Here is a 24,243-nt window from a genome sequence, read left to right as displayed (position 1 = left end):
CGCGCGCATTAGCCTCCGCGCCGAAGACCCGGCGGCGGCCCCCGGCCCGCGCCCCCAGAGAGGATCCGGCGATGAAGACCCTGCTCGTTCCCGTGACGCTGCACGACACGCTGCCCTCCGTCTTCGAGACGACGCGCCTCGTGGCGCAGCGCTTCGGCAGCCTGATCGAGGGCGTGTCCCTCCGGCCCGCGCTCGCCGAATACGTGCCCGTCGACATGGTCGGCGGCATGACCTGGCTGCGCGACGAGGAGGCCGACCGCGCCGAGGCCGAGGAGGCGGGCGGCCGCTTCATCGCCTTCATGGACGGGGCCGGCATCCCCCGCCACGCCCGCGACGGCCTGTGCGTGCCGGAGAAGGTGCTGGATGCCGGCCCGCGCTATCGCTGGCGCCAGGACGTGCCGGCGGGCGACAGCTTCCTCGGGCAATATGCCCGCCTGTTCTCGGCCACCGTCGTCGGCCGGCCCGGCTCCACGGACGGAGCGCCCAGCATGGCGACCTTCGAGACCGCGCTGTTCGAGGGGGGGCGCCCGATCCTGCTGGCGCCCCCCACCGCCCCGACCGGCCTCGGCGAGGCGATCGTGATCGCCTGGAACGGCTCCACCGAGACCGCGCGGGCGGTGGCCTTCGCGATGCCCTTCCTGCGCGCCGCCAAGCGCACCCTGGTCCTCAGCGTCGAGGGCGGCACCGTGCCGGGGCCGAGCGCCGAGGACCTCGCCCGGGCGCTGGCCTGCGAAGGGATCGCCGCCGAGTTCAAGGCCATGCCGGCCGGGCGGCGCACGCCGGGCGAGACCTACCTCACCGAGGCGATGGAGTTCGGCTGCGACCTCCTGATCAAGGGCGCCTACACCCAGAGCCGCCTGCGCCAGATGATCTTCGGCGGCCCGACGAGCCACCTCCTGACCCATGCCGACCTGCCGGTCCTGATGGCGCACTGAGACCGCCCGCGGCACCGCGGCGCAGGAACCTCGGCCGTCCGGTGGCGTTGCGGCAGCGCCAATCCGGCACGCGCCCAGGACCACAAGCGTGATCAGAACCGCGATCGGAACCGCCCTCGTCGGCCTCGCCCTCTCCGGCCCGGCCGACGCCGTCAACGGCCTCGCCCGCATCCGCGGAACGGTGGAGATGCGCGCCGACGACACCCTGGTGGTGCGCCGCTACGACGGCGGCACGGTGACGGCCTACATGAACCCGAAGACCCGGTTGCTCATCGCCACCCGGAGCCGGATCCGCGACATCAAGCCGGAGAGCTACATCAGCGTGATCTCGGAGCCGAAGGGCGAGGGACGGGCGGCGCGGGAGGTCGCGCTCTACGCCCCTTCCGAGCGCGGCTTCGAGGCGGGCAGCCAGCCCTGGGATACCGGCCCCGGCGCCACCCTGACGGGCGGCTGGATCGCCGACCGGACCGGGTCCGACCCGGTCCATGTCCGCCTGCGCCACGGCGAGGACACGCCGAGCTTCACCCTGCCGCGGGACACGCCGACGACGCAGATCGGGCCGGGCGAGAGGGCGCTGCTGGTGCCGGGCGCCAACGTGGTGGTCTTCGCCCGCACCGACGCCAAGGGCCTCCTCAACGCCGACACCATCGCGGTCGGGCGCCTCGGCGTGCGGCCGGCACTCTGATGCCCGGCGACGGGAGCGCGGCCGCGCGCTAGATGAGCTGCATGACCGACGCCTTCGCCCTCGACCCGCGTCTCGCCGCCGACACGGTGGTGGTCGGCGACCTGCCCCTCGCGCAGGTCCTGCTGATGGACGATGCCCGCTACCCCTGGCTGATCCTCGTGCCGCGGCGTCCCGACGTCAGCGAGCTCACCGACCTCTCGGCGGAGGACGGCGACACCCTCAGCCGAGAGGTGCGGCTCGCCGTCGGCGTGATGCAGGCTCTGGCCAAGCCCGACAAGGTGAACGTCGCCGCTTTGGGCAACGTGGTCTCGCAGCTCCACGTCCACGTGGTCGGCCGCTTCCGCTCCGATCCGGCCTGGCCCGGCCCGGTCTGGGGCCAGGGCGAGGCGCGCCCCTATCCGCCGCATGCCCGCGCCCAGCTCGTCGAGCGCGCCGCCGCCCTCTTCGCCGCCGCCTGAGCCGATGCCCGATCCCTTCGCGACCCTCGGCTTCGCGCAGAGCCGCCTGCTGCGCCACTCCTCCGAGCAGCCGGAATCCGCGGTGCCGAGCCCGGACGTCCCGGGCGCGCGCCTCGTCCTCCTCGTCGGGGACCGTCCCGTGCTGCAGGCCGGCACCGCCCTGCACGAGGCGGCCGGCGTCGCGCCCGAGGGCGCCGCGATCCGCCAGCGCATCTTCCTCGGCCATATCGACGACAGCCCGGTCTTCGCGCTCGGCCTCCATCCGGATGCGGGCGCGGCCTACGAGGCGGAGCCGTTCACGATCCTCGACCTCCGCTCCATCGCCACCGAGGGCGCGGTCGAGCCGCAAGAGCTCGGCCTCCTCGCCACCGCCAAGTCGATGCTCGACTGGCATGCCCGCCACGGCTTCTGCGCCAATTGCGGCACCCCGACCGAGACCAGGGCCGGCGGCTTCCGCCGCGAATGCCCGAACTGCCAGGCGCACCATTTCCCCCGCACCGATCCGGTGGCGATCATGCTGATCCGACGGGGCGAGACCTGCCTGCTCGGGCGCGGCCCCCACTTCAAGGAGGGGATGTATTCCTGCCTCGCCGGCTTCCTGGAGCCGGGCGAGACCATCGAGGCGGGGGTCGCCCGCGAGATCTACGAGGAGACGCGCATCCGTGTCGGCGCGGTGCGCTACCTCGCCTCCCAGCCCTGGCCCTTTCCGTCCTCGCTGATGATCGGCTGCATCGCCGAGGGCCTCGACGAGGCCATCGTCACGGACCCCACCGAACTCGCCGATGCCCGCTGGTTCGACCGCGAGGCGGTGGTCCAGATGCTGGAGCGGCGCCATCCGGAGGGCTTCTTCGCGCCGCCGCCGATGGCGATCGCCCACACCCTGATGCGGGCCTTCCTCGACGGCGCCTGAGCGCCGCCCGCCCACAGGAAATCCGGCGATGATCACCGTCCACCATCTGGAGAACAGCCGCTCGCAGCGGGTGCTCTGGCTCCTCGAGGAACTCGGCCTCGACTACGAGATCCGCGCCTATGCCCGCGATCCGAAGACGCTGCTGGCGCCGCCGGCCTTGCGGGCGGTGCACCCGCTCGGCAAGTCGCCGGTCATCACCGATGCGGGACGGGTGGTCGCCGAATCGGGGGCGATCGTCACCCACCTCACCGAGCGCTGCGGCGGCGCCCTGGTGCCGGCGGAGGCGGAGGCCCGCGCCCGCTACACCTACTGGCTGCACTATGCCGAGGGCTCGGCGATGCCGCCGCTCCTCCTGAAGCTCGTCTTCTCGCGGCTCGCCCCCGCGAGCCCGGCGCTCGTTCGGCCGCTGGTGCGCGCGGTGGCGGGCCGCGTCCTCGGCGGCTTCGTCGAGCCGGAGCTGCGCCGCCACGCCGCCTACTGGGAAGCGGAGCTCGCCGACCGTCCGTGGTTCTGCGGCACGGAGTTCTCGGCCGCCGACATCCAGATGAGCTTCCCGCTCGAGGCCTTCGCGGCGCGCGGCACCGGGGCCGGGCCACGCGTCACCGACTGGCTGGCACGGATCCATGCCCGCCCCGCCTATCAGCGCGCCCTGCAACGGGGCGGCCCCTACGCCTACGCCTGACCGCGGCTCGGCGCCCTGGAGCCATTCCCGATCGCGTTGCGATCGGGAATGGCTCCAAGTCCTTGTTGCAACACGCTCTCTTGCGCCGAACCGGTGTCCGCTTCGGCGGAGATCGCTTTAAACGGATTGCGGCCCGGGGGGCTCGCTCGACCGGGCGCTCTCGGACCGGTGCAGGCGGCTCAGGAGGACGAGCAGATGGCCGGGCAGGGGGCCGTGCGGCGCCTCGACGAATTGCGGACCGGTGCGGCGGGAATCGTTCGAGGCCTTGGCATTGTCGTTGATGACAACCGGCCCACGGCGGACGGATCGTCTGGACTTGGTCACGCGAACGCACCTCGAAGACAGGGCATGCTCAGGAGAGCCAGCGAGAACGCGGCAGCACCTGCCCGGTTCCGCGCCATTCTGAGCCCATCGCGTGACCAGGCTGCTACAACCCTGTGCCGTTCCGATGACGATTCGCGTGAGGCGGCCATGATCCGATCCCGTTCCGCATCGGCGGCCGCCCTCGCTGGCGGAGCCGCCCGCCCGGTGCTAGAGGCCGCGCCATGATCGAAGGCCTGCCCCCGCACCGTCCGACCCACATCCTCCGGATGCTGACCGACGAGGCCTCGGCCCGCGCGATGACGGACATCCTCGGCGAGATGTTCGATCCCACCGAGACCGCGGTCGCCGCCTTCGAGGCCGAGGACGGGGTCACGTGGCGCCTCGAGGCTTACTTCGCAGACGCGCCGGACGAGGGTTTCATCCGCGACCTGATCCGCCCGGTGGTGGGCGAGGCCGCCGATGCGGCCGAGTTCCGCACCATCGAGCAGCAGGATTGGGTGCGCGCCTCCCTCGAAGGGCTGAATCCCGTGCGGGCCGGGCGCTTCCTCATCCACGGCGCCCATGACCGCGACGCGGTGCGGGCCAACGACCTGCCCATCGAGATCGAGGCGGCGCTCGCTTTCGGCACGGGCCATCACGGCACCACCCTCGGCTGCCTGCGCGCGCTCGTGGCCGAGCTGAAGCGGCGCCGCCCGGCCCATATCCTCGACGTCGGCACGGGCACCGGCATCCTCGCCTTCGCGGCAGCCAAGGCCCTGCGCAGCCCGGTGGTCGCGGGCGACCTCGACGGCGAGGCGGTGACCACCGCCCGGGAGAATGCCCGGCTCAACGGCCTCGGCCCCTATCTGCGGCTCTACGAGGGACCGGGCGTGCGCCACGCGCTCGCCGACCGGCCGCGCCGCTTCGACATCGTCTTCGCCAACATCCTGGCCCGGCCGCTCAAGCGCCTCGCGCCCTCCCTCACGGCGGTGGTCGCGCCGAACGGCGTGCTGATCCTCTCCGGCCTGATCGAGCGCGACGTGGCGGGCGTGCTCTCGACCTACCGCCATCGCGGCTTCCACCTCGCCCGCAAGGGCGTGATCGAGGGCTGGGCCACCCTGGTCCTCCGCCGGGGCGGCGCCGCGCCGCGCCCGTGAACCGCGCGGCCTGAAGCCGGGTTTCCATAGCGTTCATCCCTGTGGCGGGGACCGGGGCGGCGCCCCGACGGACGCCCCGGGATGCCGATCGGAGGCGCGGGACCATGGCGACGCTGAGCGATCATCCGCAGGCGCGGGATCCGGTCACGGAGGGCGCGCGGGCGCGGGCCGCGGGCCGGCCGAAGGACGCCTGCCCCTATCCGGCGCATTCGCAGCAGCGCACGGACTGGTTCGCGGGCTATGACGGACTGCCGCCCGGCCGTCCCCCGGATCCCCCGGCCGAAGGCGCCTGATCCCGGTTGCGGGAAGGCCACGCCCCGCCATACTGGCGGGCATGAGCCAGAGCACCCGTTTCCAGACCTTCGACGATCCGAGCCACCGCAAGGGCCCCGAGCGGGTCGCGGCCCTGCGCGCCGCCCTGCGTGAGGCCGGGGTCGACGGCTTCGTGGTGCCGCGCGCCGACGAGCACCAATCCGAATACGTGCCCGCCAATGCCGAGCGCCTCGCCTGGCTCACCGGCTTCACCGGCTCGGCCGGCACCGCGATCGTGCTCACCGACCGCGCCGCCCTGGTGGTCGACGGCCGCTACACCCTGCAGGCGCCCGAGCAGGTCGACACGGCCGTCTTCACCGTCGTGCCCCTGGCGCAGACGAGCGTGGAGGCCTGGGTCTCCGAGAACCTGAAGGCGGATGCGGTGCTCGGCTACGATCCCTGGCTGCACACGCCCGACGGCGTCGCGCGGCTGGAGCGCGCCGCCCAGAAGGCGGGGGCGTCCTTGCGCGCGCTGCCCGCCAACCCCGTGGACGCCGCCTGGGCCGGCCGGCCGAAGCCGCCCGCCGGGCCGGTCGAGGTCCACGCCATGGAATTCGCCGGGGAGGCGGCCGCCGGCAAGCTCGCCCGCATCCGCGCCGAGCTGGAGGCCGCGCGCTGCGACGCCCTGGTGATCTCGGACCCGCACAACCTCGCCTGGGCCTTCAACCTGCGCGGCGCCGATATCGGCCACACGCCGCTCGCCCTCGGCTACGCGCTGGTGCCGCGCGAAGGTGTGGCGCGGCTCTTCCTCGGCTCCTCCCAGGTGTCGCCGGACGTCGTCGAGGCGCTAGCGGGTCTCGCCGAGGTCGCGCCGCGGGCGGGTTTCGAGGACGCGCTCCAGGGCCTGTCGGGCGCGCGCGTGCGCCTCGACGGCGCGACGGCGGCGGAGGCGCTGAAGAGCCGGATCGAGGCGGCGAGCGGCACCGCCGATGTCGGGCGCGATCCCGTCACGGCGATGAAGGCCGTGAAGAACCCGGTCGAGATCGCCGGCAGCCGGGCGGCGCATCGGCGCGACGGCGCTGCGGTCGTCCGCTTCCTCGCCTGGCTCGACGGACGGGCGGCGGAGGGGCTCACCGAGATCGAGGCGGTGGAGGCTCTCGAAGCCTTCCGGGCCGCGGGCGGGGAGCTGCGCGACGTCTCCTTCCCGACCATCTCCGGATCGGGGCCGAACGGCGCCATCGTCCATTACCGGGTGACGCGGGCGAGCGACCGCACGGCCCGGCCGGGCGAGCTGTTCCTGATCGATTCGGGCGCGCAGTACCGCGACGGCACCACCGACATCACCCGCACCGTGGCGGTGGGCGAGCCCGGCCCCGAGATGCGCGACCGCTTCACCCGCGTGCTCAAGGGCCATGTGGCGATCGCCCGCGCGGTCTTCCCCAAGGGAACGACGGGGGCGCAGATCGATTCCTTCGCGCGGCTCCCGCTCTGGCAGGCCGGGCTCGACTTCGACCACGGCACCGGCCACGGGGTCGGCAGCTTCCTCTCCGTGCACGAGGGGCCGCAGCGCATCGCCAAGACCGGAACGGTGGCGCTGGAGCCGGGCATGATCCTCTCGAACGAGCCGGGCTACTACAAGACCGGGGCCTACGGCATCCGGATCGAGAACCTCGTCCTCGTCGAGCCGCGGGCCATCGCGGGTGCGGAGCGGACGATGCTCGGCTTCGAGACATTGACGCTGGCGCCTTACGACATGCGCCTGATCGACGTAAGGCTGCTCGACCCGGCCGAGATCGCCTGGATCGACGCCTATCACGCCCGGGTGCGGGAGACCCTGAGCCCGAATCTCGACGCCGAGACCCGGTCCTGGCTCGACCGGGCGACCGCCCCGCTCGCACCCACGACCTGAATCACGGCGGGCGATTCCGCCGCGGCCGGCTTTCTCCCGGGGCCGGCCCGCGGATGTGCTATGAGGAGCGGCGATGCTGCGCTTCCTCGCCCTCCTGCTCCTCGCCCTCGGTCTCGGCCCCGCCGCCGCACAATCCTTGCGCGCGCCGCCCGACCTCGTGAAGGCGAGCCTCGTCGCCGAGCCGGCGAGCGTGCAGGGCGCCGAGCCCTTCACCGTCGCCGTCCGGATGGTGATGAAGCCGGGCTGGCACGTCTACTGGCGCAATCCCGGCGATTCCGGCCTGCCGCCCGAGGTGACCTGGACCCTGCCCGCCGGCTTCTCCGCCGGCCCGCTGCGCTGGCCGGCGCCCGAGCGCATCCCGGTCGCGACCCTGATGAATTTCGGCTACGCGGGCGAGGCCGTGCTCCTGGCGCAGGTCACCCCGCCGCCGAGCCTCGACCCGGCCGTGCCGGCGCGGCTGACGGCCAAGCTGAGCTACCTCGTCTGCGAGACGGAATGCGTGCCGGGCTCGGCGGAGCTCGCCCTGACCCTGCCCGTCGGTCCCGGCGGCGCCGACCCGCGGAACCGCGCCCTGTTCGAGCGGGCCCGGGCGGCGATCCCCGTCGCCGCACCCTGGCCGGCGCGCCTGTCGAGCGAGGGCGACGACCTCGTGCTCAACCTCGATGCCCCGGGCCTCAAGCCCGAGACCATCCGCGCGGCCGCCTTCTTCCCCTATTCGGAGACCGCGATCGAGAACGCGGCCGAGCAGGTCCTGCGCGTCGACGGCGAGGGGCTGCATCTCGCTCTCCGGCGCGCGAGCCCGAAGGAGCCGGCGCCCCGGAGCCTGCCCGGCGTCCTGACCATCAGCGAGGAAACCGGGTCCGGCACGGTGCAGCAGGCCTTCGCCATCGGCGATGAGGGAGCGCCCCCGGCGGCGGGCCAGATCCCCGCGACGGAGCCTGTGCCCGCAGCCGCGGCGCCCAGCGAGACCCCGACGCTCCTCGGCGCGGCCCTGCTCGCGCTGCTGGGCGGCCTCGTGCTCAACCTGATGCCCTGCGTCTTCCCCGTCCTCTCGATCAAGGTGCTGGGGCTGGTGCGCCATTCCGGCGAGAGCGGGCGCCGCGTGCGTCTGCACGGCCTCGCCTACACGGCGGGCGTGCTGGCGAGCTTCCTGGCGCTCGCCGGGCTGCTGATCGCCCTCAAGAGCGGCGGAGCCGGGCTCGGCTGGGGCTTCCAGCTCCAGTCGCCGCTGGTGGTGGCGGGCCTCGCCTACCTGCTCTTCGCCATGGGCCTCAGCCTGTCCGGCGCCGTCCATCTCGGCGGACGCCTCGCCGGGATCGGCGACGGGCTGACCCGGCGGGCCGGCCTGGAAGGCTCCTTCTTCACCGGCGTGCTGGCCACCGTGGTGGCGACGCCCTGCACCGCGCCCTTCATGGGCACTGCGGTCGGCTTCGCCCTGACACAGTCCGTGCCGGCGGCGCTCGCCATCTTCGCGAGCCTCGGCCTCGGCCTCGCCCTGCCGTTCCTCGCCCTCACCCTGTGGCCGGGGGCGTTGCGCCTGCTGCCGCGCCCGGGCGCCTGGATGGAGGTGCTGAAACAGGCGCTCGCCTTCCCGGTCTACGCCACCGTGGCCTGGCTCGTCTGGGTGCTGGCGCAGCAGGTCGGGCCACAGGGGCTCCTCGCGGCCCTGCTCGGCCTCGTCCTGATCGGCTTCGCCGCCTGGGCCTGGGAGCGCGGCCGCGCCGGCACCCGCCTCGGCGCGCAGGTGGCGCAGGGCCTCGCGGTGCTCGCCGTGATCGCGGCGGCCGCGATCGGCTTCACCCTGGAGCGGGATCGCCTGCCGCCGGGCGCGCAGGCCCTGGCCGAGGGCATCGAGCCCTTCACGCAGGCCCGCCTCGACGGGCTGCTCGCCGCGGGCAAGCCGGTCTTCGTCAACATGACGGCGGCGTGGTGCATCACCTGCCAGGTCAACGAGCGCGCGGTGCTGGCCACGGAGCCGGTGCGCGCGGCCATGCGGGCGCACGGCGTCACCTATCTCAAGGGCGACTGGACCAACCAGAACCCGGAGATCACCCGCTTGCTCGAGCGCCACGGCCGCGGCGGCGTCCCGCTCTACCTGCTCTACGCGGGCGGCGAGCCGAAGGTGCTGCCGCAGATCCTGACCACGGGCGCCGTGCTCGACGCGCTGGAGGGCGTCGGCCCGGGCCGGAGCGCGGCCCTGGCCGGAGCGGCGCGTTGAATCGGACCGACGGTCATTGAACATGACCGTCGGTTCCGCACTCTGATGTTCGCCGAGCCTTTGGCTTGATATCGAACATCAGAGTTGGCCCAGCGGCCGGATGCGTCAGCATCTCCAGCCGCGGGCATCAGACCCTCTCGGACGCCGCGGGGCCGGCCTCGGTTCCGGCGCGGCGCCGCCGCTTCCGGCGTAGGACGAAATAGGCCTGCCGGCTCGTCTCGGACCGCGTCACGGCGTGGCGCACCTGCAGGAGGTCCCGGCGGGTCAGGATCCCGACGAGGACGCCCGTCGCCGGGTCCGTGACGAGGAGGCGCCCGCCGCCGCTCTCCGCCATCATGTCGAGGGCGTGCGAGACGACGTCGTCCGGATGGGCGACGATGCCGGACGGGGCGCGGAGATGGTCGCGCAGGCGCTGCTGGACGCCCGCGCCCTCGACGAGCCAGTGCAGGGCGTCCGCCCGCTGCACCAGCCCGACCGGCCGGCGCGCGGCATCGAGCACCGGATAGGCCCGGTGGCGCCCGGTCTCCAGGGTCGCGATCGCCGTGGCAAGGTTCATGTCCGCGTCGAGCACCTCGACGTCGTGGACCATGACGTCGGCCACCCGCATCAGCTCGTAGGGGTCGACCCCGTATTCGCGGCTGACATGCTGGCCGCGGCGGGCGAGCTTCTCGGTCAGGATCGAGCGCTTCAGCAGCAGCACCGTCACCGCGTAGGCGGAGACCGTGGCCGCGAGCAACGGGCTGAGCACGTGCACGTTCCCGGTGAGTTCCACCGCGAACAGCGCTCCGGTCAGGGGCGCCCGCATGGTGCCGCCGAGCATCGCCGCCATCCCGAGGAGCGCCCAGAAGCCCGGCGTGCCCGGCAGCCCGAGCCCGAGCAGCCAGCCCATCGCGCCGCCGAGGATCAGGAGCGGCGCCAGCACGCCGCCCGAGGTGCCCGAGGACAGGGCGATGAGCCAGATCGCGGCCTTCACGCACAGGATGAGCAGCACCGCCCGCAGCGCCAGCTCGCCGTTGAGCAGGTCGGCGATCACGTCGTAGCCGACGCCGAGGGCGCGCGGCTCGACGAGGCCGCCGAGGCCCACGAACAGGCCGCCGAGGGCCGGCCACCACATCCAATGGATCGGCAGGCGCTCGAACGCATCCTCCAGGCGGTAGAGCAGGGTGGTCAGGAGACCGGATTGCAGCCCGGCCGCCACCCCGACCGCGGCGCAGGCGGGCAGGCCCCACCAGGGCAGGGCGGGGTTGGCGGTGAAGGGAAAGAGCGGCCCGGCCTCGAACAGAGCCGGGCGCAGGACGAAGGCCGTGAGGCAGGCGGCGGCCACCGGCACGAAGCTGCGCGGCCGCCACTCGAACAGGAGCAGTTCCACCGCGAGCAGCACCGCCGCGACGGGCGTGCCGAAGATCGCCGTCATGCCGGCCGCCGCGCCCGCGACGAGCAGCGTCTTCCGCTCCATCGCGCTGAGATGGAAGAACTGGGCGAACAGGGAGCCGACCGCCCCGCCCGTCATGATGATCGGCCCCTCGGCGCCGAAGGGGCCGCCGGTCCCGATGGAGATGGCCGAGGAGAGCGGCTTGAGGAGCGCGACCTTGGCCGACATCCGGCTCGCGCCGATCAGGATCGCCTCGATCGCCTCGGGGATGCCGTGGCCGCGGATCTTCTCGGAGCCGAACCGGGCCATCAGGCCGATGGCGAGGCCGCCGAGGACGGGCACCAGCACCATCCAGGGCGTGCGCGCCGCCTCGGCGAGGCTGCGCGGCACCGTGTCGAGGCGGCAGAACCAGGCGAGGTTGGTGACGAGCGCGATCAGGCGGATGAGCACGGCGGCCGCGAGGGTGCCGGCCGCCCCGATCAGCAGCGCCATGGCGATGAGCATGAGGATGCGCGGATCGGCCGAGAAATCCGCGAGCGGCCGCCGCCGGATCCGCGCAGCCGGATCGCGCTTCGCTGTCTCCCCCACCCGCTGGTCCACACCGATCTCCTTCGTCGTTCCCGGCTCGATATACATCGCATTACGATATAATCGAGTCCGAGCGGAACGCGCGGGAACAGGCTACCAGGGGCGCTCTGCAGGAATGCGCGGCGGGGGCGCTGAATGATCGACGATGCGCCGGCCGGGCCGGCCCTCTCGGAGCCGCAATACGCGGTGCTGGCGGCCTTCCGCTACGAGTTGCGGCGCTTCCTCGCCTTTAGCGAAACGGCCGCGCTCCAGGCCGGCCTGCCACCCCAGCAGCATCAGGCGCTGCTCGCCATTGCCGGGCTCGCCGGCGCCGAGCCGCCCACGATCGGCTGGCTCGCCGGCCGGCTCCTGATCGCCCCGCACACGGCGGTGGAGCTGGTCGCCCGGATGGTCGAGGCAGACCTGCTCACGAAGACGCGCAGCAGCCAGGACCGGCGGCGGATGGAGCTGTCCCTGACGGCCAAGGCCGAGATCCTGCTGCAGACGCTGACCGCAGCGCATCTGCGCGAACTGCGCGCGCTGGAGCCGACGCTCGCGCGCGCCCTCGCCCTCAGCCGTGGGGGAGCGTCATAGACTTTGCGCACGCGGCGCAATGGCCACCCTCTCTCCGCTCAGCCGGAGAGGGTGGCTCCTGCGTTTACAAGACGAGGCGCGGGTCCCCTCTCCCGTTCGGGAGAGGGACAGGGTGAGGGTCGAGAACTCTCAGGAATGAGCGGAGCCGGAGCCGCCTCGCCGTCGCGACGTCTCCGGACAATTCTCGACCCTCACCCCAGCTCTCTCCCGAACGGGAGAGGGGGTCTGTCGCGGATCCTGCGAACATCCAAAACCCTAATCGCGCCGCCGGCCGCCGCCGCCCTTGTAGCGCGGCTTCTGGCCACCCAGCCCTTGCGTCGAACGCGGCTTCGGCCGCTCCTGCCAGACGGGGGCGCCGACCGGCAATTCGCGGTCGGTGCCCGGCCCCATATTGTCGAGGTCCGGCTTGGCGATGCGGCTGCCGCCCGCCGGCCGCGGGGCCTTGCGGCCGTATTTGCCGGCCTCGCGCTCGATCTCGCCCTGGCGTGCCATCGGGTCGTCGGAGACCAGGAGCTCGGTGGCCTGGAGCCGCTTCAGCTCGTCGCGCAGGCGAGCCGCCTCCTCGAAGTCGAGATCGGCGGCGGCGGCGCGCATGCGCTTCTCCAGATCCGCCATCACCGCCTTCAGGTTGTGGCCGACGGTGATCGCATCCTTGGCGAGGCCGGTATCCACCTGCACGTGGTCGCGCTCGAACACGCTGTTGAGGATGTCGGCGATGCCGCGCTTCACGCTCTGCGGCGTGATGCCGTGCTCGGCATTGTAGGCGAGCTGCTTCTGGCGCCGCCGCTCGGTCTCGGCCATCGCCCGCTCCATCGAGCCGGTGACGGAATCGGCGTAGAGGATGCAGCGCGCCTCGGCGTTGCGGGCGGCGCGGCCGATGGTCTGGACCAGCGAGGTCTCCGAGCGCAGGAAGCCCTCCTTGTCGGCGTCGAGGATGGCGACCAGGGCGCATTCCGGGATGTCGAGGCCCTCGCGCAGCAGGTTGATGCCGATCAGCACGTCGAAGGCGCCGAGCCGGAGATCGCGGATGATCTCGATGCGCTCCAGCGTGTCGATGTCCGAGTGCATGTAGCGCACCCGCACGCCGTTCTCGTGGAGGTACTCGGTGAGGTCCTCGGCCATGCGCTTGGTCAGCGTCGTCACCAGCGTGCGGTAGCCGGCCAGGGCCACCTCGCGGACCTCGCCCAGCAGGTCGTCCACCTGGGAGCGGGCCGGTCGCACCTCGATCACCGGATCGACGAGGCCGGTCGGGCGGATGACCTGCTCGGCGAAGACGCCGCCGGTCTGCTCCATCTCCCACTTGCCCGGCGTCGCCGAGACGTGGACCGACTGGGGCCGCATCGCGTCCCATTCCTCGAAGCGCAAGGGGCGGTTGTCGAGGCAGGAGGGCAGGCGGAAGCCGTATTCGGCAAGCGTCGCCTTCCGCCGGAAGTCGCCCCGGTACATGCCGCCGATCTGCGGCACGGTGACGTGGCTCTCGTCGGTGAAGACGAGGGCGTTGTCGGGCAGGTACTCGAACAGGGTCGGCGGCGGCTCGCCGGGCTTCCGGCCGGTGAGGTAGCGCGAATAGTTCTCGATGCCGTTGCAGGAGCCTGTGGCCTCGATCATCTCGATGTCGAAGGTGCAGCGCTGGTCGATGCGCTGCGCCTCGATCAGGCGGCCCATCTTGGTCAGTTCCTCGATGCGGCCCGTCAGCTCCGTCTTGATGCCCTTGATCGCCTGCTGCAGCGTCGGGCGCGGCGTGACGTAGTGGGAGTTGGCGTAGACCTTCACGAACTTCAATTCGGAGATGGTCTTGCCGGTGAGCGGGTCGAACTCGACGATCTTCTCGACCTCGTCGCCGAACAGGCCGATGCGCCAGCCGCGATCCTCCAAGTGGGCCGGCCACAGCTCGATCGTGTCGCCGCGGACGCGGAAGGTGCCGCGAGCGAAATCGGATTGGATGCGCTTGTACTGGAGCGCCACGAGGTCGGCGATGAGCTGGCGCTGCTCGATGCGCTCGCCGAGCGACACCGTGAACGACATCGCCGTGTAGGTCTCGACCGAGCCGATGCCGTAGATGCACGAGACGGAGGCGACGATGATGACGTCGTCGCGCTCGAGCAGGGCGCGCGTCGCGGAGTGGCGCATGCGGTCGATCTGCTCGTTGATCGAGCTCTCCTTCTCGATGAAGGTGTCCGAGCGCGGCACATAGGCCTCGGGCTGGTAATAGTCGTAGTATGAGACGAAATACTCGACCGCGTTGTCGGGGAAGAACGACTTGAACTCGCCGTAGAGCTGCGCGGCCAGCGTCTTGTTCGGGGCCAGGATCAGGGCCGGGCGCTGCGTCTCCTCGATGATCTTGGCCATCGTGAAGGTCTTGCCCGAGCCGGTGACGCCGAGGAGCACCTGGTCGCGCTCCTGGCCGGCCACGCCCTTCACCAGCTCGGCGATGGCGGTGGGCTGGTCGCCGGCGGGCTCGAAGTCCGACTTCATCACGAAGCGGACGCCGCCCTCGCTCTTCTGCGGACGCTCCGGCCGGTGCGGCATCCAGGCCTGGCCGTCCTTGAACAGCGGGTTGCCCTCGGTGAGCAGACGCTCCAGCGCGGCCACCGTCGCCGAGGCCCCGCCCGGCGCGTCGAGCGGGGCAGTGTCGGGATCGCCCTCCGGCGCCGGCCCGTCCTCCGGCGGGGTCAGGCCCAGCGCCTGGGCCAGGCGCGGATCGACCTCGGCGCCCGGCGCGACGGTGAACCCCGCCTGCGGCGCCTCGCCGAAGCCCTGCGGCGCGGCGGCCTTGCCCTTGCGCCCGCGCTTCGCCGGAGCCGGCGGATCGGGCAGGCGGTTGCGGTTGAGCGCCGGGTTCAGCAGCTCCGCCAGGAAGGGGTCGAGGGGCTGAAGCTCCGGCTTGTCGGCCTTCGCGCTGGCCTTGGCCGGATTCGCCGCGGCGCGGCGGGGCTTAGGGGGTGTCGCCATGCCGGGAATATGGCCCTTGCACCCGCCCGGCGGAAGGCTGCGGGCGCGTCGCCGACGACGCATTCGCACGTCCCTGCATAGATCCCTGCGCCGGAACGATGCGCCAAGGCCGCGCTGAAACCCGCGCGCCGACTCGTGGGTTCGCTTCGTGGGGAGCGGTGCCGCGCGGCACCGCTTGCGGGAAAGGATGAACGGGTGTCAGGCGACGAAGGCAGGGTCGATCCATGGGGGGGGGCGCGGAGCCCGACGAGGACGGGCGCGGCGCTGTGGAGGCGGCGCCGCCTCGAACCGGACCGGTGGCGGAGAACCGCCGGGTCGGCGGCGCGGACATCCGGCGGGAGCCGGAGGGAGGCGACGAGATCACCTTCGAGCGGATCCGCGAGCGGGCCTACGACCTGTGGGAGCGCAACCACCGCCCGGAGGGTCTGGAGATCCAGTTCTGGCTGGTCGCCGAGCGCGAGTTGCGGGCCGAGCGCGAGCGGCGCCTCGCGGACCGGGACGGCGCGCCGGAAGGCGAGGCGTGAGCCAGATCCTCAATCCAACACAGGTTAAGATAAAAGCTCGGCAATAGATGGATTTATCGGCGCAGCCGACCTGCGCAGCAACATTTCACAGGAACCTTTGGCAATTGAGAAAGGTTTGTCGGGCGAGAAATTTTGGAGGAGACACCCCATGAAGATGACCGGTTTCGTCGGTGCGCTCGCGATCGTGGCGTTGACTTCGGGCACGGCGCTCGCCGCTCCCTGCAATACCGGCTCGACCAAGGGCAAGATGCCCGACCAGACCATGAACGAGAAGAGCTCGGACATGGACAAGGGCAGCAAGAACCTCGCGGGCGGCCAGCAGCCGGCCTCGCCCGGCACCGTCGGCGCGATGAACAACGCCGGCACCAACCAGGGCCTCGGCGAGAAGTCCGGCGCCAACGACACCAGCAAGAACATGGCCGGCGGCAACCAGCCCTCCTCGCCCGGCACAGTCGGCGCCATGAACAATTCCGGCACCGATCAGAAGCTCGCCAAGGGCGACAACGACTGCTGATCCCTCGACCAGCCAGCGCTGCCTCGCGCGACGGCCAGCGGCACCCTGCCGCTGGCCGTTTTCCGTTGTCGAGACGCCAACCCCAAATTCTCCATCTGATCGAGGGTGACGCATTTCTTCTCGCGGAACCGGCAACCGCTTCCGCGGAAAATTCCCTAATGCTCCGTGCCGGGCATGTTCTGGCGCGGGGCATCGCCATGATGATGGACGAAGCTGGATCGCCTCGGGTCGCCCTTCTGCTGCGCGACCCGGATCCGCATCACGAGTGCGGCGGCCACGGCGATGACGAGGGTCATCAGGGCCAAGGCGATGATCAACTGACCGCTATCGGACATTATGACGGCTCCACGGTATCGAATTACCGAAGCAACCTCCGCAAGTCCGACGAAGTTCTCCGTACCCGGCGTCATTTCCGGCGGTCCTGCGTTTTACGCCGGATCATGTGATGAGTTGGGTCAGGAAATCTCCGGCGGCAGGAGCCGGCCGCCGATCGCGCAGAGCCCGGCGAGTTGCCGGATCCGCCCGATGACGCGGCAACTGGCCTCGTCCGCGCCGAACCGCTCGGCGTCCATCTCCAAGTCGGCGAGATCGCGGAACAGCCGTTCGTCGCGGCGCTGATAGGGCGTGGTAGCCTCGTCTGCGAGGATCTCGATCAGCTCGCGGATGAAGCGGCACGAGTGCGGGGGAGAGGAGGCGACCATGCCGACAGCCCTCAGACGAGATGCCCGGGCGGTAGTCTAGCGCTAATCGCGGTGATCTTCCGCAACCCAGGACACAGGAAAAGTGATTTTCATCCGTTCATGATGCGCATAACGGTCCGGCGACGGGCGCGCCGGGATTCGCCCACCATTTTCGGCGCTCCCGAAACCTGCTCAGCTGAATCGAAGGCGATGGCACCGGTTGCAATGCCATCCAAAACGGCGTCAGCTGTGCCGCTATCCAATGACCCCGAGGGTGAGAGATGGGTATAGACACCCAAGCGTCGCCCGGCATCTTGTTCTGCGACGTCGTCGGGAGCACGCGACTGTATCGCGCTCTCGGCGACGACAATGCACACTCGGTCATAGCTGAATGCCTGGCCGGCATCAGCGAGAAGATTTCCGCCGTACAAGGTCGCATCATCAAGACGATCGGCGATGAGATCATGGCCATCTTTCCCGATGCTCTCGCGACATACGATGCCGCGGTGGCCATTCAGCGCGACCGCAGCCTTGAGGTCAGCCGAAAGCTGCGGGACGAGAAGGAAGTACATTTCCGCATCGGGTTTCATTGCGGCTCGGTGGTGCTCTGCGACGGAGATGTCTTCGGGACGACCGTGAACATTGCCGCGCGCCTCGCCTCCCTCGCCAAGGCCGATCAGATCATCACGACGGATGCGGCCATCGAGCATCTCGACATGCCGCGACGCGCGACGACGCGCCTCATTCCGGCGCATGCGCGCGGGCTCGGCGACGACGTCAACGTGGTCGAGGTCGTCTGGCATTCCCATACGGACAGCGAGACGGTCATCTTCCACCTGCCCAGCGCCGCCCGCCCGTCCGAATCGGCCGGCGTGCTCAAGCTCATCAGCGACGGCCGGCGCTGGGTCTTCGGCCCGGAATGCGAGAGCATCACGCTCGGCCGCCTCGCCGAGAACACGGTCGTCATTCCGGGCGAGTTCGCCTCCCGCCGCCACGCGACGATCGAGCGGCGCTGGGACAAGTGGATCCTGGTCGATCACAGCACCAACGGCACCTTCGTCCGGCCCGCCGGCATCGCCGAGTTCCGCATCTGCCGCGAGGAGGTCATCCTGCGCGCGGCGGGAAGCCTCGGCTTCGGACGCTCCTCGAAGGGCAGCGGCGGAGCCGACGTGGATTTCGTACTGATCTCCGATCACTGAGAGCGCTCAGCCGGAACAGGGAGCGCGTCAGCCGCTCTGTGTTACGCCCTGGCTGGCTTCATCCCTCCAGACCCCCTCATCCTGAGGTGCGAGGCGGGGATCCGCCGGATAAACACCCGCTTGATCTGCTCGAACAGGCGCTGAGGTGATGGGTTGGGATGAACGGGTTGGACAGGCTCTCAGCGCAGGCTGGAGCCGGTCCGGATCTCGCGGGCAGGATCCCAATCCGTCAGCCCCGCCGATGCCGGATGGGGCGCCGCTTCTTCCGCAGGGCCTGGGCGGAGACCACCGTGATCTGGATCTTCTGCGACTGGACGGAAGGCACGAACGGCCGGTGCAGCGCGTCGCCCAGGACGAGTTGCAGGGTGTGCGGGCCGTTGGGCAGGTCGAGGCGCGTCTCGGTCTGGCCGCCGCCGAAATGGAGGTGGTTCTTGTCCGCCGGGAGCGGCTCGCCGCCGGCGACCGGCTCCCTCACGTCGACGAGCAGATGATGGTGGCCGGCATTCTTGGCGCTGCTGCCGGCCTGGGTGACGCCCATGTTGCGCAGGCCGAACTGCACCGTCACCGGGCTCGTCACGCGCGACCCGGACCTGGGCGCGATGATGTAGAGGGCCGCGTCCGGCGGGGCCGCGACCGGCGGAGGCGGCGGCGGCTTGTCGGGCGCCGTCTGGGCCGAAGCCGGCCCGCCCAGGACAACCAGCAACCCGGCTGAAACTGCCGCCCGGATTCTCATCGCTCGTCTCCTCCACCGGCCTCGGGTTCGAGAGGCTCGATCTGTGCCCTCGCGCCCCCGCTCAGAGGTCGCGGGCGATGCGGACCCCGTTGCCGGGATAGCGCACCGCCGGGTCGTAGAAGTCGCGGCTCGTCACGCGCTCGGATTCGGCCCGGCTCCGCCAAGTGCCGCCCCGGAGCACGCGCTGCTTGCAGTTCGGGGCGCTCCAAGAGCTGCCGTCGGCCGGGGCACCGCGATAGTTCCTGTGCCAGCAATCGGAGACCCATTGCGCGATCACGCAGGTCGTGCCCAGCAGGCCGAAGGGGTTGTCGGGAAAGTCGGCAGCCGCGGGCGCCGCGTCCGGCGGGGTCCCGCCGGAACTGCGGCAGGGCGCCATCTCGCCGCGGAACTGGTCGCCCCACCAGAAGCGCGTGCGCGTGCCGCCGCGCGCGGCATATTCCCACTCCGCCTCGCTCGGAAGCCGGTAGGCCTTCTGCGTGACGCCCGAGATCCAGCGGACATATTGCTGCGCGTCGTCCCAGCTGAGATTGGCGGCGGGCTGGTTCGGGGCGCCCTCGGCCTTGAACTCGCACCGGCCGGCGGCGTGGCAGGCGTTCCACTCGCCGACCGTCACCGGGCCGCGGCTCATCAGGAAGGCCTGGATCCGGACATGGTGCGCCGGCCGCTCGCTCGGATCGGCGGTGCCGCCCATGCTGAAGCTTCCGGCCGGCACCTCGACGAGCGGCGGGCAGCTGCTGCAATCCCGCTTGCTTCGCCCGAGGGCGAGGGGCTGGTCGGAGGCCGGTCCCGCGACGGAGACCGGCGCCTGGGGGGTGGGGAGCGCCTGGGGAGCCGCGGGCGCTTGCACGGCCACAGGCGCTTGCACGGTCGCAGGCGCCTGCACGGTCACAGGCGCCTGCAGGACCGCAGGCACCTGAGAGACGGCGGGCGGCTCGGCCTCCCTGCCCGCAGCGACGGGATGCTCGGGCGGGGCGGGCGCATGCTCCTCGGCAGCCTGGGGCGGGGAAGGCGGCTCGGCGAGCGGCGGCTCGCGCCGCGCCTCCTGCAAGGGAGCGGTCCGGGGCGGCTCCTCGATTCGCGGATTGCCCTGCGAGGCCGTCTCGCCCGGTCGTTCCGCCTGCGGTGGGTTGTGGTCGCCGGGGCGGCTCTTCTCGGCGGAGGCGGTCGGGGCAGGCTCGGGTCCGGCACTCCGCGTGAGGCCGTACCAGCCGGCGAGGCCGCCGACGACCAGAGCGAGGCCGAAGGCGGCGACGAGGCCCCGCCGCCGCCGCGCCTCGGGATTCGGGGCGGCCGCCGCGCGCCGCGCCAGAACGACGCTGCCGCCCTCCTGCGCCTGGATCAGGTCGGCGATGGTGTCCGGACGCTCGGCCGGATCCGGCTGGAGCATGCGCAGCAGGATCTTGCGGATCCGCGGATCGATCTTGCCGAGATCTGGGACGCTCTGGCGGCGGCGGATCATCTCGACCTGGGTGCCGCCGAGGTCCAGCGGCGCGCCGATCAGCGCCGCCGCCAGCGTCAGACCGAAGCTGTAGATGTCCGATTTCGGGGTGACCTTGCCGCCGTTCAGGCCGAGATGCTCGGGCGAGGCGAATTTGAGCTTCCCGGCGAAGCGGTCCGCGATGATCGTCTCGTCCTCGTTGAGGTTGCGCGCGATCCCGAAGTCGATGAGCTTCGCGCGGCCGGGATCGGAGCGGGGCAGGATGATGTTGTCCGGCGATATGTCCCGATGCGTGATGCCGAGCCGGTGCGCCACGTCGAGGCCGGTGCCGACCCTGTTCAGGAGGACGAAGACCGCCTCCACGCTCAAGGGGCCGTCCTTGATCAGATCGGCGAGGGAGGGCCCCCGCACCAGCTCCATGGCCAGGTAGGGGCGCCCGAGCTGCGGATCGACCGAGAACAGCAGATGCTTGACGATGGCCTCGTGCGAGATCTTGCTGAGCGTCTGAGCTTCCTTCTTCAGGAGACCCATCAGGCTCTGGTCGCGGGCGATCTCGGGCTTGACGACCTTGATCGCGACCGCGTCGTCGGCCTCCAGCGTGCGGGCCCGGTAGACCTGCGCCATCCCGCCCTGACCGATCAGTTCCTCGATCTCGAAGATGCCGTTGAGTCGCGTCCCCTTCGGCAGGAAGGCCGGGTCGAACGGGTGCAGGGGAACGACTGTTTTCATCGAGACGCGGCTCGCCTGGTCGATGTTCGGTCTACATCACGATCTGCGCAGGCGGCGGTGCTCGGTCGCACCGCCGTTCAAGGATTGCAATCCTTCCAACGGAATCAACACAGACGACACCCAGCCGCACGGATCTTGCCGGAGACGCAGAGGACGGGCCGGCAACGGCGCAGCGAAATCAATGGTATGCCACGCCCCGTCCAAGGGCAATTCCGATCTTACTGACGCTATCGTGCTCTTGTTGGATCTGATTTCCGTTCGAGGCCGCCGGATGTCTTCGCATCGAACGACAGCCTCGCGCGGCTTCCCTGAAGCCGTCGCTTCAACGCGCTCTCCTGCGTCGAACCGGCGTCCCGTTCGGCGCAGAGCGACCTGAGCGAGGCCGAACCCCTCTCAGGTCATGCGCGCGAGCACGTCTTCCTTGCGTAGCACCCGGTGCACCCACGCCATGGCGGCGTGGCCGAGCACCACCGCCAGGAGGATGAAGCCGAGCCAGTAATGCAGCAGGTCACCGGGGGCGACCATCCAGGCGATCTTGCTGTCGCGGGCGGGCATCAGCGGGATGCCATAGGGCGCGAAGGGCTTGCCTGAACCGTACTGGCGCAGCAGGGCGAGGCTCGGCACGACGATCATCAGGGCGTAGATCAGGGCGTGGCCGGCCGCCGCGGCGCGCCCCAGCCGGCCGGGATGCGGCGGGCGCCGCTTCAGGTTCGCCAGTCCCCAGGCGCCGCGTAGCAGGACCAGGACGAAGAGCGTGAAGCCGAGCGTGAAATGGCCTCCGCCGACGAAGCGCGTGAGGGCATTGTCCCCCGTGGCGACGTAGAGCAAGGCCCCCGCGAACTGCCAGGTGAAGAGCGCGGCCATGAGCCAGTGGAAGCCGCGGCTGATGCGGCCATAACGCTGCGGCGTATCGAGCCAGCCCCCCGTCGTCATGGTTGTCCGTCTGTCCCCCGCGCACCGATGCCGGCCAGGACGTCGAGCCGGTAGGCGTCTGTCCGGGTCTGGCGGATGGGGCGCAGGAATGTCCGCGTCCCCGCGATGACGCGCTCGGCCGCCTCGTCGCCGCTCAGCGGATAATGCGTCTCGCCCGTCCAGTGAACCAGCACGACGTCGCCGCCCGTCCGCAGGCTGCCCTTCACGCGCGCGATCAGGCGTTCGACGTCGCCCGCATCGAGAAAGTAGACCACCTCCGACAGCACGATCAGGTCGAACGACCCGTCCGGCCATTGTCCCGGCACCTGCGCGCGCGCGAAGCGAACATGGCCGAGGTCGCGGCAGCGCTCGCGCGCCTGGATCAGCGCGAGCTCGGCCAAGTCGAGGCCGACGAGCGCGTCGCAGCGCGTGGCCAGGGCCTCGGTCAGCACGCCAATGGAGCAGCCCACCTCTAGCGCCGAGGCGTATCGCGGTCGCGGCAGCGCGGCGAGCGTCGCCGCGTATTTCTCGCGCTCGTAGAGGCTCGCGGTGAACTGCCACGGGTCCGGGTTCCCCGCGTACTGGTCGTCGAAGTAGCTCGGCGGGAGCGTCGCAGTGAACCGGCTCATCGGATGCCTCCGGTCCAGAGGTCGCCGGCCATGCCGCCGGCCTGCAGGATCTCGGCCGCCGCGCTGACGAGGGCACGGTCGGGCGCCGGCTGGCGCAGATAGGTCGCGAGGTCGCGCGAGAGCCGCTCCAGCGGATGGCCGCGCAGGAAGCCCTGCAGCCCGACCGAGCGCTGGGCGAGTTGCAGGACATCGAGCCCCGAGCGCTCGACCGCGAGGCGCGTCAGGTCGACCTGGGCGACGATGCGCTCCGGCGGGAGCAACGCCTCGGAGACCGCCGCCGCGGCGCGTGCCACCCAGAGCCGCGCGCCCTCGACCGCGATGGCTCCTTCGCCGAGGCGGGCGAGCTGGTGCGGATCGGTCCCGCGGCCGAGGCGCGCGAGGTGCCCGCGCCAGGCGTCGAACACGGCCTCGATGCCGCCGAGCTGCACCGCCGCGAAGCGCCACGCCCCGCCCGAGAAGGTCGGCTGTCGGTGGTAGTCGTCCGGTCCGCCGAGCACGTCTTCCGCCGCGACCGGGATCCCGGTGAAGTCCAGCGTGCCGGTGGCCGAGGCGCGCATGCCGTGGGCGCGCCACGCCGAGAGGTCGGCGCGGGTGCCGACCTCCAGCGGTACCACCAGCATGAGCGGCGCGGCCTCGTCCGGATGGCGCCCGGTGACCAGTGCACGGGTGACGTAGCCGGCGCCCGAGGCGAAGGTCTTCACGCCACTGAGGTGCAGGCCGCCTCGCGCCTCTTCGAGAACGAGGCCGTTTCCGGCCGGCTCGGTGTTCCAGACGCCGAAGAGGTGGCCGGCGCGCGCATCGGCGAACAGGCGGGTGCGCTGGCCGGCCTCGCCGTAGCGGGCGATGAGTTGGAGCGCGTTGACATGCCCCTCGTAGAGCCGGCCGAGCGCGAGGCTGCCATAGCCGACGAGGCGCAGGACGTCGGCCAGCTTCGCGGCGCCCGGCTCCTCGCCGAGGCCGGCGCCGCCCTGCGCAGAGGGGATGGGGGCGGCGAGCAGGCCGAGGCGGGCGAGGTCGGCGACGTCCTCGGCCGGAAAGCCGTCGTCGCGATCCTGCGCGTCCGCGCGCGTCGCGGCCGTCGCGGCGACCTCCCGCGCGGCGGCGATGGCATCATAGGCCAAGTTGAGCGGGGTCCTCTGGTCCATACGCCTCTACTCCCGTCCTGCCGGATCCAGTCGTCCCTTGGGGCGACGGATCCGGGCTTCGCTCAGGCCGCCGTCGCGGCGATGTCCTCGATCGAGCGGCCGGTCGCGACCGAATGCGGCTTCTCGTCCAGAATGTCGGGCTCGCCTGGGCCGCGCGCGGCCGCATCGTGCGCCTTCACCAGCAGCCACGACACCCGGCGCTCGCGCGCCCGCGGCTTCATGCGCATGAGGCGCCAGCGGCCGCCGAGCTTCTCTCCCTGCAAGGTGAAGGCGAGCGAGCCGGCGGCGAGCGCCGCGGCGGGGTCACCCTCGGGCTCCCAGGTGCCGCGATCCCACAGGAGCACGACGCCCGCACCGTAGCCGCCCGCCGCGATGACGCCCTCGAAATCGGCATAGCCCAGGCCGTGATCCTCGACCGCGACGGCGAGGCGGCGCTCACCCGCGACGAGGCTCGGCCCGCGCGTGACCGCCCAGCTCTTCAGGACACCGCCGAGTTCCAGCCGGAAATCGTAGTGAAGCCGGCGCGCGGCGTGCTTCTGCACGCGGTAGGCGAGGGCGCTGCGATCACGCATCGCCGGGCCGCGACAAGACGCCGGCTCGGCATGGGACCGCCCGGGACGACAGGGCGAGGCGGTTCCTTCCCAGGGTCATGACGCCTCCGTCGGGCCGGAGCGCGACGGCCGGCAAGCGTGGCAACAACTCTGGGTAGGGCCTCTGGTTCTGGATCGTCGAAACATGCGCCATCG

General features: G+C 71.5%; 23 protein-coding genes and 1 pseudogene. 13 read left to right on the top strand and 11 right to left on the bottom strand.

Annotation, left to right across the window (positions count from 1 at the left end; translation table 11 throughout):
- Positions 1–71 precede the first annotated feature (71 nt).
- From MTDSW087_RS15125 to MTDSW087_RS15105, 5 genes are all read left to right on the top strand, one after another.
- Complete coding sequence (locus MTDSW087_RS15125) at positions 72–935, top strand: universal stress protein (RefSeq protein ID WP_144765272.1); 864 nt, start codon at positions 72–74, stop codon at positions 933–935.
- Positions 936–1,023: 88 nt separating this feature from the next.
- The gene (locus MTDSW087_RS15120; RefSeq protein WP_144765270.1) at positions 1,024–1,620 is read left to right on the top strand and encodes a hypothetical protein; all 597 of its coding nucleotides are present in this window, start codon (positions 1,024–1,026) and stop codon (positions 1,618–1,620) included.
- Positions 1,621–1,661: 41 nt separating this feature from the next.
- Entirely contained in the window at positions 1,662–2,078 is a 417-nt protein-coding gene (locus MTDSW087_RS15115) for an HIT domain-containing protein (protein ID WP_144765268.1), read from the top strand.
- A gap of 4 nt (positions 2,079–2,082) precedes the next feature.
- Complete coding sequence (nudC, locus tag MTDSW087_RS15110; RefSeq protein WP_144765266.1) at positions 2,083–2,988, top strand: NAD(+) diphosphatase; 906 nt, start codon at positions 2,083–2,085, stop codon at positions 2,986–2,988.
- Positions 2,989–3,016: 28 nt separating this feature from the next.
- On the top strand, positions 3,017–3,670 hold the full coding sequence (locus MTDSW087_RS15105; RefSeq protein ID WP_144765264.1) for a glutathione S-transferase: 654 nt from the start codon (positions 3,017–3,019) through the stop codon (positions 3,668–3,670).
- 117 nt (positions 3,671–3,787) lie between these two features.
- Here the strand turns inward: MTDSW087_RS15105 and MTDSW087_RS15100 are convergent, their stop codons facing one another.
- On the bottom strand, positions 3,788–3,994 hold the full coding sequence (locus MTDSW087_RS15100) for a hypothetical protein (RefSeq protein WP_144765262.1): 207 nt from the start codon (positions 3,992–3,994) through the stop codon (positions 3,788–3,790).
- Positions 3,995–4,215: 221 nt separating this feature from the next.
- On the opposite strand from MTDSW087_RS15100, the gene MTDSW087_RS15095 reads away from it, so the two are divergent.
- From MTDSW087_RS15095 to MTDSW087_RS15080, 4 genes are all read left to right on the top strand, one after another.
- Positions 4,216–5,130 carry a 50S ribosomal protein L11 methyltransferase gene (locus MTDSW087_RS15095; RefSeq protein ID WP_144765260.1) on the top strand — a complete coding sequence of 305 codons (915 nt, stop codon included), beginning with the start codon at positions 4,216–4,218 and terminating at the stop codon, positions 5,128–5,130.
- A 104-nt stretch (positions 5,131–5,234) separates the two neighbouring features.
- Positions 5,235–5,423 carry a ribosome modulation factor gene (locus tag MTDSW087_RS15090; RefSeq protein ID WP_144765259.1) on the top strand — a complete coding sequence of 63 codons (189 nt, stop codon included), beginning with the start codon at positions 5,235–5,237 and terminating at the stop codon, positions 5,421–5,423.
- 41 nt (positions 5,424–5,464) lie between these two features.
- Complete coding sequence (locus MTDSW087_RS15085; RefSeq protein ID WP_144765257.1) at positions 5,465–7,291, top strand: aminopeptidase P family protein; 1,827 nt, start codon at positions 5,465–5,467, stop codon at positions 7,289–7,291.
- Positions 7,292–7,364: 73 nt separating this feature from the next.
- The gene (locus MTDSW087_RS15080) at positions 7,365–9,509 is read left to right on the top strand and encodes a protein-disulfide reductase DsbD domain-containing protein (RefSeq protein ID WP_144765255.1); all 2,145 of its coding nucleotides are present in this window, start codon (positions 7,365–7,367) and stop codon (positions 9,507–9,509) included.
- Between the two features lie 127 nt (positions 9,510–9,636).
- Here MTDSW087_RS15080 and MTDSW087_RS15075 read toward each other — a convergent pair whose 3' ends face one another.
- Positions 9,637–11,517 (bottom strand): chloride channel protein, encoded by a 1,881-nt coding sequence (locus MTDSW087_RS15075; RefSeq protein ID WP_144765253.1) that lies wholly within the window; start codon positions 11,515–11,517, stop codon positions 9,637–9,639.
- A gap of 87 nt (positions 11,518–11,604) precedes the next feature.
- On the opposite strand from MTDSW087_RS15075, the gene MTDSW087_RS15070 reads away from it, so the two are divergent.
- Positions 11,605–12,042: a MarR family winged helix-turn-helix transcriptional regulator gene (locus tag MTDSW087_RS15070; protein ID WP_144765252.1), complete on the top strand. Its 438-nt coding sequence runs from the start codon at positions 11,605–11,607 to the stop codon at positions 12,040–12,042.
- A 255-nt stretch (positions 12,043–12,297) separates the two neighbouring features.
- On the opposite strand, the gene uvrB is transcribed toward MTDSW087_RS15070, so the two are convergent.
- On the bottom strand, positions 12,298–14,994 hold the full coding sequence (gene uvrB, locus MTDSW087_RS15065) for an excinuclease ABC subunit UvrB (protein ID WP_144765250.1): 2,697 nt from the start codon (positions 14,992–14,994) through the stop codon (positions 12,298–12,300).
- A gap of 224 nt (positions 14,995–15,218) precedes the next feature.
- Between uvrB and MTDSW087_RS15060 the strand changes: the two genes are divergently transcribed.
- Positions 15,219–15,518 carry a DUF2934 domain-containing protein gene (locus MTDSW087_RS15060; protein WP_144765248.1) on the top strand — a complete coding sequence of 100 codons (300 nt, stop codon included), beginning with the start codon at positions 15,219–15,221 and terminating at the stop codon, positions 15,516–15,518.
- 148 nt (positions 15,519–15,666) lie between these two features.
- A complete protein-coding gene (locus MTDSW087_RS15055; protein ID WP_144765246.1) occupies positions 15,667–16,032 on the top strand; it encodes an exopolysaccharide production protein YjbE in 366 nt (121 codons plus the stop codon).
- A gap of 155 nt (positions 16,033–16,187) precedes the next feature.
- On the opposite strand, the gene MTDSW087_RS15050 is transcribed toward MTDSW087_RS15055, so the two are convergent.
- Both MTDSW087_RS15050 and MTDSW087_RS15045 read right to left on the bottom strand, forming a co-directional pair.
- Complete coding sequence (locus tag MTDSW087_RS15050) at positions 16,188–16,367, bottom strand: hypothetical protein (protein ID WP_144765244.1); 180 nt, start codon at positions 16,365–16,367, stop codon at positions 16,188–16,190.
- Between the two features lie 120 nt (positions 16,368–16,487).
- Positions 16,488–16,733 (bottom strand): hypothetical protein, encoded by a 246-nt coding sequence (locus MTDSW087_RS15045; protein ID WP_144765242.1) that lies wholly within the window; start codon positions 16,731–16,733, stop codon positions 16,488–16,490.
- Between the two features lie 260 nt (positions 16,734–16,993).
- On the opposite strand from MTDSW087_RS15045, the gene MTDSW087_RS15040 reads away from it, so the two are divergent.
- Positions 16,994–17,911 (top strand): adenylate/guanylate cyclase domain-containing protein, encoded by a 918-nt coding sequence (locus tag MTDSW087_RS15040; RefSeq protein ID WP_144765240.1) that lies wholly within the window; start codon positions 16,994–16,996, stop codon positions 17,909–17,911.
- A gap of 229 nt (positions 17,912–18,140) precedes the next feature.
- Here the strand turns inward: MTDSW087_RS15040 and MTDSW087_RS15035 are convergent, their stop codons facing one another.
- From MTDSW087_RS15035 to MTDSW087_RS15010, 6 genes and pseudogenes are all read right to left on the bottom strand, one after another.
- Complete coding sequence (locus MTDSW087_RS15035) at positions 18,141–18,644, bottom strand: DUF4399 domain-containing protein (RefSeq protein WP_144765238.1); 504 nt, start codon at positions 18,642–18,644, stop codon at positions 18,141–18,143.
- A 61-nt stretch (positions 18,645–18,705) separates the two neighbouring features.
- A complete protein-coding gene (locus MTDSW087_RS15030; RefSeq protein ID WP_144765236.1) occupies positions 18,706–20,811 on the bottom strand; it encodes a bifunctional serine/threonine-protein kinase/formylglycine-generating enzyme family protein in 2,106 nt (701 codons plus the stop codon).
- Between the two features lie 393 nt (positions 20,812–21,204).
- A complete protein-coding gene (locus tag MTDSW087_RS15025) occupies positions 21,205–21,744 on the bottom strand; it encodes a cytochrome b (protein WP_144765234.1) in 540 nt (179 codons plus the stop codon).
- A complete protein-coding gene (locus tag MTDSW087_RS15020; protein ID WP_144765232.1) occupies positions 21,741–22,352 on the bottom strand; it encodes a class I SAM-dependent DNA methyltransferase in 612 nt (203 codons plus the stop codon). The genes MTDSW087_RS15025 and MTDSW087_RS15020 overlap by 4 nt, the downstream gene beginning before the upstream one ends.
- Entirely contained in the window at positions 22,349–23,497 is a 1,149-nt protein-coding gene (locus MTDSW087_RS15015) for an acyl-CoA dehydrogenase family protein (RefSeq protein ID WP_144765230.1), read from the bottom strand. Before MTDSW087_RS15015 ends, MTDSW087_RS15020 begins: the two co-directional genes overlap by 4 nt.
- A gap of 62 nt (positions 23,498–23,559) precedes the next feature.
- Positions 23,560–24,084 (bottom strand): annotated as a pseudogene (locus tag MTDSW087_RS15010) (DNA polymerase ligase N-terminal domain-containing protein); the annotation flags it as partial.
- Between the last annotated feature and the right edge of the window lie 159 nt (positions 24,085–24,243).

The sequence above is a fragment of the Methylobacterium dankookense genome (assembly GCF_902141855.1).
Lineage (GTDB): Bacteria > Pseudomonadota > Alphaproteobacteria > Rhizobiales > Beijerinckiaceae > Methylobacterium > Methylobacterium dankookense.
This window is presented reverse-complemented; position numbering and strand designations above follow the sequence as displayed.